We start from the raw sequence: 13,700 nt of genomic DNA, 5'->3' as shown, positions 1-13,700 counted from the left end.
TCGGTCCTCCAGTGCGTTTTACCGCACCTTCAACCTGGACATGGGTAGGTCACCTGGTTTCGGGTTTACGTCAACATACTAAAACGCCCTATTCAGACTCGCTTTCGCTTTGGCTCCGGGCTTTCCCCCTTAACCTCGCATGCTAACGTAACTCGCCGGTTCATTCTACAAAAGGCACGCTATCACCCATTAACGGGCTCTAACTACTTGTAGGCACATGGTTTCAGGAACTCTTTCACTCCCCTCCCGGGGTGCTTTTCACCTTTCCCTCACGGTACTGGTTCACTATCGGTCACTAGGTAGTATTTAGCCTTGGGAGATGGTCCTCCCGGATTCCGACGGAGTTTCACGTGTTCCGCCGTACTCAGGATCCTGGACAGAGGAGACTCAATTTCGTTTACAGGGCTCTCACCTTCTCTGGCTGATTTTCCCAAATCATTCAACTATCAAATCTCTTGGTAACTCTAAAGTCCAGTCCTACAACCCCGAGAAGCAAGCTTCTCGGTTTGGGCTCTTCCCTCTTCGCTCGCCGCTACTGGGGGAATCGAATTTCTTTCTCTTCCTATGGGTACTTAGATGTTTCAGTTCCCCACGTCTACCTTCAACTAAGCTATGAATTCACTTAGCGATAACAGGCCGTTAGGCCTGCTGGGTTGCCCCATTCGGAAATCTCCGGTTCACAGTTTACTTACAACTCCCCGAAGCATATCGCAGTTAGTCACGTCCTTCATCGGCTCCTAGTGCCAAGGCATCCACCATGCGCCCTTAATAACTTAACCTCGCTTAAAAACTTAAGCTATGAGTTTGCGATTAAGAACTAATTCTTGTTTTAACTCTTTAAAACGCGGTGTTTTCTCGGTTTTTTATTAAATAAGAAATAGAATAAATATCTAGTTTTCAAAGAACAAGTTCGATAACTTACGCTATCAATGGAGCTTAACGGGATCGAACCGATGACCTCCTGCTTGCAAAGCAGGCGCTCTCCCAACTGAGCTAAAGCCCCATTCAAGAGTAGAACTCTCAAAACTAAACAAAGTTTTAAACGCTGTGTAGGTTTCCGTAATATCCTTAGAAAGGAGGTGATCCAGCCGCAGGTTCTCCTACGGCTACCTTGTTACGACTTCACCCCAATCATCTGTCCCACCTTAGACGGCTAGCTCCTAAAAGGTTACCCCACCGGCTTTGGGTGTTACAAACTCTCATGGTGTGACGGGCGGTGTGTACAAGGCCCGGGAACGTATTCACCGCGACATGCTGATTCGCGATTACTAGCGATTCCGACTTCATGTAGGCGAGTTGCAGCCTACAATCCGAACTGAGAACGGCTTTAAGAGATTAGCTTGCCCTCGCGAGTTTGCGACTCGTTGTACCGTCCATTGTAGCACGTGTGTAGCCCAGGTCATAAGGGGCATGATGACTTGACGTCGTCCCCACCTTCCTCCGGTTTGTCACCGGCAGTCTCGCCAGAGTGCCCAACTTAATGCTGGCAACTGACAACAAGGGTTGCGCTCGTTGCGGGACTTAACCCAACATCTCACGACACGAGCTGACGACAGCCATGCACCACCTGTCATTTTGTCCCCGAAGGGAAAATCTTATCTCTAAGATGGTCAAAAGATGTCAAGACCTGGTAAGGTTCTTCGCGTTGCTTCGAATTAAACCACATGCTCCACCGCTTGTGCGGGCCCCCGTCAATTCCTTTGAGTTTCAACCTTGCGGTCGTACTCCCCAGGCGGAATGCTTATTGCGTTAGCTGCAGCACTGAAGGGCGGAAACCCTCCAACACTTAGCATTCATCGTTTACGGTGTGGACTACCAGGGTATCTAATCCTGTTTGCTACCCACACTTTCGAACCTCAGCGTCAGTTACAGACCAGAGAGCCGCTTTCGCCACTGGTGTTCTTCCATATATCTACGCATTTCACCGCTACACATGGAGTTCCACTCTCCTCTTCTGCACTCAAGTCCTCCAGTTTCCAATGCAATTCTTCGGTTAAGCCGAAGGCTTTCACATCAGACTTAAAGGACCGCCTGCGTTCCCTTTACGCCCAATAAATCCGGACAACGCTTGCCACCTACGTATTACCGCGGCTGCTGGCACGTAGTTAGCCGTGGCTTTCTGGTTAGATACCGTCAATACAAGAACAGTTACTCTCTCGCATGTTCTTCTCTAACAACAGAGTTTTACGATCCGAAGACCTTCTTCACTCACGCGGCGTTGCTCCATCAGGCTTGCGCCCATTGTGGAAGATTCCCTACTGCTGCCTCCCGTAGGAGTTTGGGCCGTGTCTCAGTCCCAATGTGGCCGATCAACCTCTCAGTTCGGCTACGTATCATTACCTTGGTAGGCCGTTACCCTACCAACAAGTTAATACGCCGCGGGTCCATCCAAAAGTGATAGCCGAAACCATCTTTTACATAATGACCATGCGGTCATCATGGTTATGCGGTATTAGCACCTGTTTCCAAGTGTTATCCCCCTCTTTTGGGCAGGTTACCCACGTGTTACTCACCCGTTCGCCACTCAATTTTCAATCGGTGTAGCAAGCTACGATGATTGAAAAAAGCGTTCGACTTGCATGTATTAGGCACGCCGCCAGCGTTCGTCCTGAGCCAGGATCAAACTCTCATTTTAGAATTTGCGACTCATTTTTATACTAGCGAATTGACTTCGCAAATGTTTTGCAGTTGTTTCCAACTGACCCTACACATTTGGTTTGTCTAAAACTTTGTTCAGTTTTCAAAGATCTACTCAAGTTGCTTATCAGCAACTACTTTAGTTTAGCTTAAATAATTCTTAATGTCAAGAATTATTTTTTATTAACTAAGAAGCAACTGACTAACAGCAACTTTTACATAATACCAAACTTATTAATTAGTGTCAACAAGTTTTTTATTTCGTTACCACCGTACTTAACGGCGACAACTTTTATAGTATACCAAGCTAATATTTTATCGTCAATACTTTTTTTGAATTATTTTCCACAAAAAATAAGCACGTCGTAGTTAGTGCTACAACGTGCTCATTTAGCTTTATTTAGTTAACCTTTATTCTGGACGCAAAGTAGGGAATAAGAGGACGTCACGAATTGACGGTGCGTCAGTTAATAACATTACTAGGCGGTCAATTCCGATACCAAGCCCACCAGTTGGAGGCATCCCATATTCCATCGCTTCAATGTAATCTTCATCGATTCCTTCGGCTTCATCATTACCAGCCTGACGTTCAGCCACTTGCGCTTCGAACCGTTGCCGTTGATCAATTGGGTCATTTAATTCAGTAAAGGCATTAGCATACTCATTACCTAAAATAAAGAGTTCAAACCGGTCTGTAAAGCGAGGGTCATCAGCATTCTTCTTAGCCAAAGGTGAAATTTCTACTGGGTGGCCGTAAACAAAGGTTGGGTCAACAATCGTATCTTCGCAGAATTGTTCAAAGAATTCATTGATGATATGGCCAACTTGCCAGTATGATTCATAGTGTACCTTATGTTCATCGGCTAGTTTACGGGCTTCTTCAAGGGTCATTTCTTGCCAGAAATCTACCCCGGTCTTTTCCTTAATCAAATCAACCATGTGGACCCGCTTGAATTCCTTGTTGAAGTCAACTTCTGTTCCTTGGTAGTTAATCTTACCGTCAGTAGTTACAACCTTAGCAGCCGCCTTAAAGATGCCTTCCGTTTCATCCATAACGTCCTTGAAATCGAAGTAGGCAGCATAGGTTTCCAACATCGTAAATTCAGGGTTGTGCTTAGTGTCAATCCCTTCATTCCGGAAAACCCGCCCGATTTCATAAACCCGTTCCATACCCCCAACAATTAAACGCTTGAGGTGTAACTCTAACGCAATTCGTAGGTAAAGTTGAATATCTAAGGCATTGTGGTGGGTAATAAATGGCCGGGCAGCTGCACCACCAGCTTGGTTATGTAAAACTGGGGTTTCAACTTCTAAGAAACCTTGGCCATCTAAATAAGACCGCACCGCAGAAACAATTTTACTCCGGTTAACGAAGCGTTGGTAACTTTCGCGGTTAGTAATTAAGTCTAAGTAGCGTTGACGGTAAATTTGTTCAACGTTTTGGAGTCCGTGGAATTTGTCTGGTAGTGGACGTAAGGCCTTGGAAAGGAAAGTTAACTTAGATACTTTAACGGTTAATTCCCCCATGTCAGTCTTAATGATTTCCCCAGTAATCCCTAAGTGGTCCCCTAAGTCGGAACGCTTAAAGATGTGGTACATTTCTTCGCCAACTTCATCCTTGCGAATGTAAAGTTGCATCCGGCCTGTCCGGTCTTGTAAGTCGGCAAAACCAACTTTACCCTTACCCCGTTTTGCAACCATCCGGCCTGCGATTGTTACTTCGATATGTTGATCATTTAATTCATCTTTTGATTCGTTACCAAACTTTTCATGTAATTGTGCATTAGTATGGTCACGTTCAAAGCGGTGTCCAAAAGGATCGATGCCTAGCTCACGCAATTCTTGCATCTTTTCTCTTCTGACCCGTAATTGGTCATTCATGGATTGTTGATTTGCCATTGAATGCTTAACCTCACTTTCAAAATTTTCATACATTCTTCAGTATAGCACAAATTAAAGCCTAATCTTATAAAGATTTTAGCGTGCTTGTCTTGCTAGTGTGTCCGCTAAAAAGTTGTCAAAAATTTCCACCATTTCCGCTTCGGTTTCAGCAGAATTTAAAGCGGCCTTAGTCCGGGCTGAGCGCGGAATTCCCTTTAGGTAGTAAGCGGCTTGTGACCTAAATTCCCTTGGCCCCATCTTTTCGCCCTTAACCTTCACTAAGCGGTGTAAGTGTTCCTTAGCCACCGTAATCTTTTCGGCTGGACTTGGTTCCGCAATAATTTCCCCATTTTCTAAGTAGTTAACCGTTTGTTTTACAATCCACGGGTTACCTAAAGCAGCCCGACCAATCATAACCGCATCTGCCCCGACTTCATCAAGCATTTTCTTAGCTTCTTCAGGGGTGGTGACATCACCATTACCAATGAACGGAATCTCAGTTAGGCTGTTAGCCACCTTGTGGAGTAAGTCCCAGTCGGCATGGCCACTGTAAAGTTGCTTTCTAGTCCGACCATGCATTGCTAAGGCGGCCGCACCACCTTCTTGAGCTGCCAGCGCGTTTTCTACCGCCAAGATATGGTCTTCATCCCAACCGGTCCGCATCTTAACCGTAACCGGCTTATCGATGCTAGAAGTTACAGCCTTAACCATTTCGTAGACCTTATCAGGGTCTAATAGCCAGTGAGCCCCGGCATCAGTCTTAGTTACCTTAGGTACAGGGCAACCCATGTTGATGTCGATAATGTCTGTGCTGGTATTTTCTGCCACAAATTTAGCGGCTTCCACTAAGGTTTCCTTGCTACCCCCAAAAATTTGAACACTGACCGGGTGTTCAGTTGGATCAACGAATAACATCCCCAGGGTCTTTTTATTTCTAAATTGAATCCCCTTATCGGAAATCATTTCACATACCACTAAGCCAGCGCCAAATTCCTTACAAATCAACCGGAACGCAACGTTGGTTACCCCTGCCATTGGTGCAACTACTACCTGGTTAGGGATAACAATGTCACCTATCTTCCATTCCATTTTCATTTTCACCTCATACTAAATATTACTAAGTCTGACTTTTGCTTACTCGTTGCATGATACCATTTTTTTCTGAAAATGAAAACCGTTATGCCCGGGCTTCTTTCATAATTCGCTTCAAGTCGGCTTCGCTGTAATCATACTCAGCCCCACAAAAATGGCAAACCGCTTGGGCTCCATGGTCCTTAGCAATCATGTCGTCAATATCCGCTTGGGGTAAGCTAGCCAAAGCTTCCGCAAACCGTTCCTTAGAACAATCACACTTAAAGGCTACGGGTTGTCTTTCTAAAAATTCAACTTCGGTATCAGGGAAAATGGTTTCTAAAATTGCTTCTGGCGTCTTGCCTTGTCGCATCATCTCAGAAACTAGTGGGAGCTTTGCTAAGCGTTGTTCAAGCTTGGTTAAAATCTCATCACTTGCCCCTGGAAGGACTTGAATCATAAACCCACCTGCAGTCTCGATACTGTTATCGTCATTAACAAAAACAGACAAGCCGACTGCCGAAGGAATTTGTTCTGACTTAGCCAGGTAATACGTAAAGTCTTCACCCAATTCCCCTGAAATCAAAGGAACTTGGCCGGTAAAAGGTTCCTTTAAGCCTAGATCCTTAGTCACAGCTAAGAACCCCTCCGTTCCAACCGCACCCTTAACGTCAATTTTATGGTTAGAATTTAAAGGCAAGTGGACATGTGGGTGTTGCAGGTAGCCTTTGACTTCCCCCTTTGAATTAGCATCAATCACGATTCCGCCCACCGGCCCATTGCCGTTAATTTTGACGGTCATCTTTTCGTCGCCTTTCATTGAGGCGGCGGCTAAAAGCAACGTTCCCACCAAACTTCTCCCTAAGGCAGCAGAAGCGGCACTCCAAGTGTCATGTCGTTTTTGGGCCTCGCGCACAACTTCGGTTGCATCAACCGCATAAGCCCGCAATGCCCCTTTATATACTAATGATTTCACCATGTAATCTGTCATTTAGATCTTCCTTTCCAAAAAAAGTGAGACGAGAAAATCGCAATCAACGGACTGCCTTTTTCTGTCCCACTTAGTAGCTCTTATTTTTGTTTATCCTCTGAATCCGACTCACTAGTCTTTGACTTAGGATAGTAAACCGTCGTCTTAAGACTGTCGTCCTCAGCCGCCTTTTCACTTGGATAAAGCTCAGCTGTATCCTTTGTGTCTTTATCAGCTAAGGCTTGTTTCTTCAAAGCTTCTTTTCGCTCTAAGGCTTCCTTAGATTCTTCGAAGGTCGCAGCCTTTTCACTTGGAAATTCATCACTTGCTTTGACCGGCATCTTACCCGTCTTGTATAAACTTAAGATTTGCTTTTCATCAAGTGTTTCGTATTCTAACAAGGCTTGCGCAATAATCTTGTGTTCTTTTCTATGTGCTTCGATGATTTCCTTAGCCTTTTGCATCCCTTCTTCAGAAATCCGCTTAACCTCTTGGTCAATCAGATTTGAAGTTTGTCCTGAGTAAGGAGCGGCACCACCCATTTCACCAGGCATGATGTTGGCACTACCTTCATATTGAACGGGTCCTAACTTAGAACTCATCCCATATTGGGTAACCATTGCCCGGGCTAACTGAGTAGCTTGTTGGAAGTCGTTAGAAGCCCCGGAAGACTTTTGCCCGAAGATAATTTCTTCTGCAGCACGGCCCCCCATCAGCCCAGCAATTTGATCTTCCATGTTCTTCTTAGAAAGAAGCATTTGGTCTTCTTTTGGCAGCATAATTGCGTAACCACCAGCACGACCCCGCGGAACAATCGTTACCTTGTGAACAACCCGGGCATCGTTTAAGACTAAGCCAACGATGGTGTGCCCAGCTTCGTGGTAAGCAACCGTTTCACGTTCTTGCTTAGAGATGACCCGATCGCGCTTAGCTGGCCCAGCAATTACCCGGTCTTCAGCTTCGTCGATATCAGACGCGTCAATTTTCTTCTTGTCACGCCGAGCTGCTAGTAAGGCCGCTTCATTAAGCAAGTTTTCCAAGTCGGCCCCCACAAAACCAGGCGTTTGCTTGGCAATCATCTTCAAATCAACGTCGCCAGCTAACGGCTTATTTCTAGCGTGGACCTTCAAGATTGCTTCTCTGCCCTTAACGTCAGGACGACCAACTAAAATCTTACGGTCAAACCGGCCCGGCCGAAGCAAGGCTGGGTCCAAGACATCAGACCGGTTAGTAGCAGCCATAACGATGACTCCTTCATCACCTTCGAACCCGTCCATTTCAACCAGCATTTGGTTTAAGGTTTGTTCACGTTCATCGTGACCGCCCCCCATACCGTTACCACGCCGGCGACCAACGGCATCAATTTCATCGATAAAGATGATTGATGGCGCGTTTTTCTTAGCATTTTCAAACAAGTCACGAACCCGGCTGGCCCCGACCCCGACGAACATTTCAACAAAGTCGGACCCAGAAATTGAGAAGAACGGTACCCCGGCTTCACCGGCTACGGCCTTAGCGAGCAAGGTTTTACCAGTTCCGGGAGGGCCTTCAAGTAAGACCCCAGATGGAATCCGTGCCCCCAAAGCTAAGAATTTCCGTGGATCACGTAAGAATTCAACGACTTCCACTAACTCTTGCTTTTCTTCTTCGGCACCAGCAACGTCAGAGAAGCGAACCTTGTTATTCTTCTTGTCGACCGGCTTAGCCTTCGACTTACCAAAGTTCATCACCCGACCATTGCCACCGCCTTGACCAGCTTGGCCCATCATAATATAGAAGAAGATTACGATAAAGACCAAGGGCAACAGTGAAATTAGCAGTTGAATCCACACGCTACTGGATTCTTCTTCTTTGGTGTTATTTTTAACGTTATTCTTGGCAGCATAATTTTCAATCGTCTTAATGACAGTATCATTCGTTAAAACATTTGTTGTGAAGGTAGTCACCTTAGCACTTGGAGCAGATAAGCCTGCTAACCCGGCTGGTGCCTTAGCCTTCTTAGCTTTGCGATAGGTACCTGTGATTTTGTAGGTACTGCCAGAAGGTTGAATCGTGAAATCCTTAACGTTATCTTTGCGCAGCTCAGTTACGAACTGACTCGATTGAATTTGTTGGGAATTAGTGCTTTCCTTACTGCCAAAGAAGTAGTAAAGCATCCCCATAAACCCAAGGAAAATCACGATGTAAAATAGACTATTTCTTAATAGCCCATTTTTCTTATTGTTCATAAGTTTCCTCCTAACCTAATAGTTACTGTAAGTAATCATAGCATATTTGACTTTTATTGACCAATAATTAGCCAGCTTCTTAATCATTATTTTCATAAACTGCTGGTTTTAAAATGCCCACGTATGGTAGGTTACGGTACTTACCCATGTAATCAAGACCATACCCCACTACGAATTCATTTGGAACTTCAAAACCAACGTAATCAGGACTAACCCCTTTTACCCGGCGTTCTGGTTTATCAAGTAAAGTACAAATCTTAACAGAAGCAGCATTACGGTGTTCTAATAGGTCAACCAATCTTTCCAAAGTCCGCCCAGTATCAATAATGTCTTCAATAATCAAAACGTGACGGTCTTTAACAGATGTATCTAGGTCCTTAATAATTTTAACTTCACCTGATGACACAGTCGCATCACCGTAACTAGAAACATCCATGAAATCCAATTCACAGTAGGTCTTAATTTCACGGGCAATGTCTGCCATAAATAAAATGGCGCCCTTTAAAACACAAATTACGATGGGATTTTTACCTTCGTAATCCTTCGTGATTTCTTGCCCCAACTTTTCTGCGACAGCCTTGATGTCTTCTTGGCTATATAACACTTCTTTGATATCGTTATTCATAATGCATCCTCTTTCTGAATTAACTTCTATGTACTACTATGTATTGAATTTTAGCATTTACAGCGCCCCGTGACAAATCAGATTTTTTTAAACCTAAAACCCAATAAACATTTTGGCCCTGATCAGCCACCAACCAGCTAGTCTTTCTTTGGGCTAGCGGCACTTTGTTATCAATCATTATTTTCTTAACTTTTTGGCGACCATGTGTAGTCACCAATTTATCCCCACTAAGCCGGTGCCGTAAAACTAGGCCACCCGCAGGTAGTTCGCTTAGCTCTAAGTAATCATCCCCGGGTCTAGCCTGGTAATCCTCAAAGCTAACTAACCCCACCTTTCCTGCTGCCCCGAGGTCAATCCACTCATTAGGCTCCAAGTTATAACTCACCGCACGCGCTTGACTTTCGGGGCAAACACTTTCAAAACCAAACCGCTCATAACTTTTTAGGAGGTAATACTCCTTATTCAACTTAATTTTTAAATTAGGCTTTCGGTCATCGAGTAAGCCGGCCCGCAATTCTTCTGGCAACTGGGTTCTTAACTCGACGCCTTGTTCCATTAGTAAATGCTGTAAGCATAGCACTTGTAACTTGGGCGAGTAAGTTTGAAAGACCTTTAGGTTATAACTACCATCGGCTGCTTTCATCTTGGCAATATTAGCGGCCGCTAGTTCATCCCCCAATGCCAGCAAATCGCTTAGCTGGGTCCGGTAAGCTGCGATGTGGTCTAGGACTTGCGGGTTTTCCGCCTTCAGCAAGGGCAAGAGGTGGTGGCGGATTCGATTGCGTTGGTAGTCATCGCTAGCGTTAGTCTCGTCTTCAAAGTAGGTCAAATTATTAGCCTGCGCATAGTCTGCCAGTTCCTGCTTGGTAAATCCTAGTAGCGGGCGAACTAATTCTTTCCCCGCTCCAAAGTCACGCTGAGGCGCAATTGCGGTTAACTGTGCTAGTTGTCCCCCCCTAATCAGCTTCATCAAAAAGGTTTCCGCCTGGTCGTCTGCATGATGGGCGGTCAGTAAGGTTGCTAGCTGCTCGGTTGCCATCACCCGCTTAAAAAAGTCATAGCGCATCTTTCTAGCAGCAGCCTCTACCCCCTTAGCCGGATGCTCACCTAGAGGCCAGGTATAAGTTCTTAGGGGCAGCCGTTTTTCATGACAATAGTCCTTAATAAAGGCCGTTTCAACTTTGCTTGCCGGGCGTAATTGGTGGTCCACGTAAGCCACGTATATTTCCAAGTCAAACCGTCTTTGACTTTTGAGCAATAAATCTAGCAAGACCATCGAATCACAACCGGTAGAAACCGCCACTAGTACCTTTTTCCCAGCCAAGCCTAATTTAGCTAGTTGAGCTTGAAATTTTCTTAACATCATCATCATCCTAATCAAAAAGGAACCAGATTACTCCAGTTCCCCTGTCAATTCTATTTAACTACGGCGGCCACCACGACCACCACGTTTACCTTCGGTATTACGTTTTAAAGAAGTAAGGCGATCTTCACTTTCCTTTAAGAAGCCAGCTAATAAGGAGTCAAAATCTTTTTTCTTACCATCATTATTACGTTTGGAATTGTTAAATGAGTGCCGCTTGTCATCGCGATTTCGATTATGTTCATGGTGGAAGCGGCCATTGTTATTATCGCCTTCATGCTTCTTATAAGGCTTATGTTCCTTTGCACTTGGTTTTTTAGCCATTGCTTTTCTAATTGATAAAGCAATCTTACCATCATCACCAACTGAAAGAATCTTAACTTGCACCTCATCACCCACGGCTAAAACATCATGAATGTCTTTTACAAAACCGTCAGAAACCTCACTAATATGAACTAATCCGGTTTGTTTATCTCCTAGATCAACAAATGCTCCAAAATTAGTAATCCCAGAGATCTTTCCAGTAACCTTAGTTCCTACTTCTACTGACATAAAAAAGTTTTTCCTCCTCAAAATTGTCTACAAAAACAGTATAACACGACCAATTAAAGAATTATACTAAGAACTACCGTTAGCCTAAATTTTTTTAGTCCTTAGCATCATCGGGTAAGATGTAAATCGTTTCACCATCTTTGGAGTAAAAATATTGAGACCGAATAATCTTTTGCACGTAATCAGCATCCTTTAACCGCTCTACTTCTCGTTTGAGCCGGTCGTTTTTAGCCTGCGTCCGCTTGAGTTCACGCTTAGCCACTACCGTTTCTTGCTTAAGCGCCTTAATTTGCAGGTAGGCTTGGGCCACCCTAATTACGCCATAAGTAAATAGCAGCCCCATTATCGCCATGCAGATAAGATGCAAAAGGCTACGTTGCTGTTGCCGCTTTTGACGCTTGGCTTGCAACCGGGCTTCTTTTTGCTTAGCTTGAAAATATTCATTATTTAAAACTCTAATCTGCTTTCTTTTGGGCTCCATTTTACTTATCCCTCATCTCATTATTTACAGACGATAATCTTCTTTATATTCCTCGCTGACTAATTCATACATGCCGGCAGCTTCATTTTTCTTAGTTGTTTCCTTTAACTCTAGCACCTTAATCTTGCTGGTTTTGTTTCCAAATTTAATGGTCAACACATCACCTACACTGATAGTGCTTGAAGATTTAGCCACCTTATCATTAATCAAAATTCGACCTTGATCTGCAATTTCTTTAGCCACTGTCCGCCGCTTAATCACCCGCGACACTTTCAAAAACTTGTCTAGTCTCATTTTAACTTAAACCCTTTCTATTTGTAAATTTATTAGTCAAGCGTAATAATTTCTTTCCCCCGGGAATTGCCAGCCATTCACGAATACTAAACAACCTTAACCACAAGGCTAGTCCAATAAAAACAAGCACCCCAATCCCAACGCTAATCAAAGCTACTAACAACAAGGCCAACCGCCCACCAGGAAGTAAGAAGGTACCAACCTTAGCCACCACAGCGGCAACTACTCCCATAATCCCAGTTACAAGCCCTAGTTTTAAAAGGTAATTATCACCACTTAACAGCCCCTTTAAGAGGGCAGGCAGGCTGCCAGCAATTAAAGCTTGAGCAACTATTAACGCAAGGACGGTCGCTATACTTGCCCCCGCAATTCCCAGGCGCTCAATTAAATAACTGTTGATTAAAGCTTTCACCACAATTGCGGCCAGCAAGGCTATTACCGTCATTTGATATTGGTTTAAACTCTGTAATAGCGAATTGTAATTACTAATCAAGGTCATCATAAAGACGCTTACCACGTAAATACTGATTGTTTTACTTAAGCTAGCATCCCCAAATAAAACCGTGTTAATCTCAGGCATTAAAGCAATCAATCCTACCGTAGCTGCTGCTCCCAAGCCAACACTGATTCTTAACAGCGCCTTGGCTGTCTTGCGAAATTCATTTAAATGCCGCTTTTGCAAGGCTTCAGTCAGCGAGGGCAGTAAGGTCGATGAAAAACTGACGGCAACCACAATTCCTAGTTGAACTAAGGGTTGCGAGCGGTCATAGGTTCCCTTAATTTCCTTGGCTAACTCTGAGCTAAAGCCCTTGACTTCTAAGGCCTGTTTAACGGTAAATGAATCTACCAACTGTAATAACACCATCAACGAAGCAAAAAGACAGATAATCAACCCTTCGCTTAGCAGGCGTCTGATTAAAGTCTGCATGCTCAGCTTACTAGTAGAAAATGGTTGGCTTAAAAAGGAACCTAAGTAAAATTTGCTAAAGCTTAAGCTAGCACAAAGGGCCCCGATAGTGGCACCTGCCATCGCCCAGGCCCCCATCTCATAGTAGGTCCAGCCCCGCTTGGTAAACAGGTAGGCGGCTAACAAAATCACCGCCACCCGGACTAACTGCTCACTAACTTGGGAGATAGCCGTAGGAACCATATTAAAGGTCCCTTGATAATAGCCCCGTCCTACCGCCAAAAGCGGCATGAATAAAAACATGAAGCTGACGCTTTTAATAAGCAACTCTAATTGCCCATCCCCCATCGAATTAGCAATTAACCCGCTAGTCAGTTGGAGAAAAATAAATATTCCCCCAGCAAAAAAACTCAAGATAACAAAGAGGCGGCGGGCTAAATTAACTTTGGCTAGCTGCCCTTCTTGCTCCGCAATTAACTTAGAGATAAAGACCGGAAACCCACTTAAGGCAAAGGTCATCCCAATCCCATATAAGGGGTAGACTTGTTGGTAAACATAAAAACCCGTATTGCCAACAATATTTTCAAAGGGCACCCGGTAAAAGGCACTGAGGATCTTCGCGATTAACGAAGCCAGTGATAAAATCAACGCCCCCTTTAAGAGGGTTTTGGTCGCATTTTTTGTCTGCATT

At 44.4% G+C, this 13,700-nt stretch carries 10 protein-coding genes, 1 tRNA gene and 2 rRNA genes (1 of these 13 cut by a window edge); all 13 read right to left on the bottom strand.

Annotated elements, in window-relative coordinates; all coding sequences use genetic code 11:
• Positions 1–779 (bottom strand): 23S ribosomal RNA (locus tag N4597_RS01875); it reaches 2,139 nt to the left of the window's first position.
• 151 nt (positions 780–930) lie between these two features.
• Positions 931–1,003: transfer RNA gene (locus N4597_RS01870), tRNA-Ala, on the bottom strand.
• 69 nt (positions 1,004–1,072) lie between these two features.
• Positions 1,073–2,635 (bottom strand): 16S ribosomal RNA (locus N4597_RS01865).
• Together the 16S and 23S rRNA genes with 1 tRNA gene alongside form the textbook arrangement of a ribosomal RNA operon.
• 413 nt (positions 2,636–3,048) lie before the next feature.
• Entirely contained in the window at positions 3,049–4,536 is a 1,488-nt protein-coding gene (gene lysS / locus N4597_RS01860) for a lysine--tRNA ligase (RefSeq protein WP_050611052.1), read from the bottom strand.
• A gap of 78 nt (positions 4,537–4,614) precedes the next feature.
• The gene (gene dusB / locus N4597_RS01855; protein WP_050611051.1) at positions 4,615–5,607 is read right to left on the bottom strand and encodes a tRNA dihydrouridine synthase DusB; all 993 of its coding nucleotides are present in this window, start codon (positions 5,605–5,607) and stop codon (positions 4,615–4,617) included.
• A gap of 88 nt (positions 5,608–5,695) precedes the next feature.
• The gene (gene hslO / locus N4597_RS01850; protein WP_172576452.1) at positions 5,696–6,580 is read right to left on the bottom strand and encodes an Hsp33 family molecular chaperone HslO; all 885 of its coding nucleotides are present in this window, start codon (positions 6,578–6,580) and stop codon (positions 5,696–5,698) included.
• Positions 6,581–6,660: 80 nt separating this feature from the next.
• Positions 6,661–8,787, bottom strand: coding sequence for an ATP-dependent zinc metalloprotease FtsH (gene ftsH, locus N4597_RS01845; RefSeq protein WP_056975819.1), 2,127 nt, complete (start codon positions 8,785–8,787; stop codon positions 6,661–6,663).
• A 79-nt stretch (positions 8,788–8,866) separates the two neighbouring features.
• The gene (gene hpt / locus N4597_RS01840; protein ID WP_089144954.1) at positions 8,867–9,412 is read right to left on the bottom strand and encodes a hypoxanthine phosphoribosyltransferase; all 546 of its coding nucleotides are present in this window, start codon (positions 9,410–9,412) and stop codon (positions 8,867–8,869) included.
• Between the two features lie 19 nt (positions 9,413–9,431).
• Positions 9,432–10,775: a tRNA lysidine(34) synthetase TilS gene (gene tilS / locus N4597_RS01835; RefSeq protein ID WP_260904316.1), complete on the bottom strand. Its 1,344-nt coding sequence runs from the start codon at positions 10,773–10,775 to the stop codon at positions 9,432–9,434.
• A gap of 57 nt (positions 10,776–10,832) precedes the next feature.
• Positions 10,833–11,327, bottom strand: coding sequence for a S1 domain-containing RNA-binding protein (locus tag N4597_RS01830; protein WP_056975813.1), 495 nt, complete (start codon positions 11,325–11,327; stop codon positions 10,833–10,835).
• Positions 11,328–11,421: 94 nt separating this feature from the next.
• Positions 11,422–11,808, bottom strand: coding sequence for an FtsB family cell division protein (locus N4597_RS01825; protein ID WP_172579158.1), 387 nt, complete (start codon positions 11,806–11,808; stop codon positions 11,422–11,424).
• A gap of 24 nt (positions 11,809–11,832) precedes the next feature.
• The gene (locus tag N4597_RS01820; RefSeq protein ID WP_172577566.1) at positions 11,833–12,102 is read right to left on the bottom strand and encodes an RNA-binding S4 domain-containing protein; all 270 of its coding nucleotides are present in this window, start codon (positions 12,100–12,102) and stop codon (positions 11,833–11,835) included.
• A 1-nt stretch (position 12,103) separates the two neighbouring features.
• Positions 12,104–13,699, bottom strand: a complete 1,596-nt coding sequence (locus N4597_RS01815; protein WP_172579159.1) for a putative polysaccharide biosynthesis protein — start codon at positions 13,697–13,699, stop codon at positions 12,104–12,106.
• Position 13,700 lies beyond the last annotated feature (1 nt).

This window comes from Ligilactobacillus agilis (assembly GCF_025311475.1).
GTDB lineage: Bacteria > Bacillota > Bacilli > Lactobacillales > Lactobacillaceae > Ligilactobacillus > Ligilactobacillus agilis.
Note: the sequence above shows the minus strand (reverse complement) of the source record. Positions and strands in the feature narration are given on the sequence as shown.

Excerpts from the sequence above, each read along its gene's own strand:
- lysS (WP_050611052.1), bottom strand. The coding sequence starts at position 4,536 with ATGGCAAATCAACAATCCATGAATGACCAATTACGGGTCAGAAGAGAA.
- dusB (WP_050611051.1), bottom strand. The coding sequence starts at position 5,607 with ATGGAATGGAAGATAGGTGACATTGTTATCCCTAACCAGGTAGTAGTT.
- hslO (WP_172576452.1), bottom strand. The coding sequence starts at position 6,580 with ATGACAGATTACATGGTGAAATCATTAGTATATAAAGGGGCATTGCGG.
- ftsH (WP_056975819.1), bottom strand. The coding sequence starts at position 8,787 with ATGAACAATAAGAAAAATGGGCTATTAAGAAATAGTCTATTTTACATC.
- hpt (WP_089144954.1), bottom strand. The coding sequence starts at position 9,412 with ATGAATAACGATATCAAAGAAGTGTTATATAGCCAAGAAGACATCAAG.
- tilS (WP_260904316.1), bottom strand. The coding sequence starts at position 10,775 with ATGTTAAGAAAATTTCAAGCTCAACTAGCTAAATTAGGCTTGGCTGGG.
- N4597_RS01830 (WP_056975813.1), bottom strand. The coding sequence starts at position 11,327 with ATGTCAGTAGAAGTAGGAACTAAGGTTACTGGAAAGATCTCTGGGATT.
- N4597_RS01825 (WP_172579158.1), bottom strand. The coding sequence starts at position 11,808 with ATGGAGCCCAAAAGAAAGCAGATTAGAGTTTTAAATAATGAATATTTT.
- N4597_RS01820 (WP_172577566.1), bottom strand. The coding sequence starts at position 12,102 with ATGAGACTAGACAAGTTTTTGAAAGTGTCGCGGGTGATTAAGCGGCGG.
- N4597_RS01815 (WP_172579159.1), bottom strand. The coding sequence starts at position 13,699 with ATGCAGACAAAAAATGCGACCAAAACCCTCTTAAAGGGGGCGTTGATT.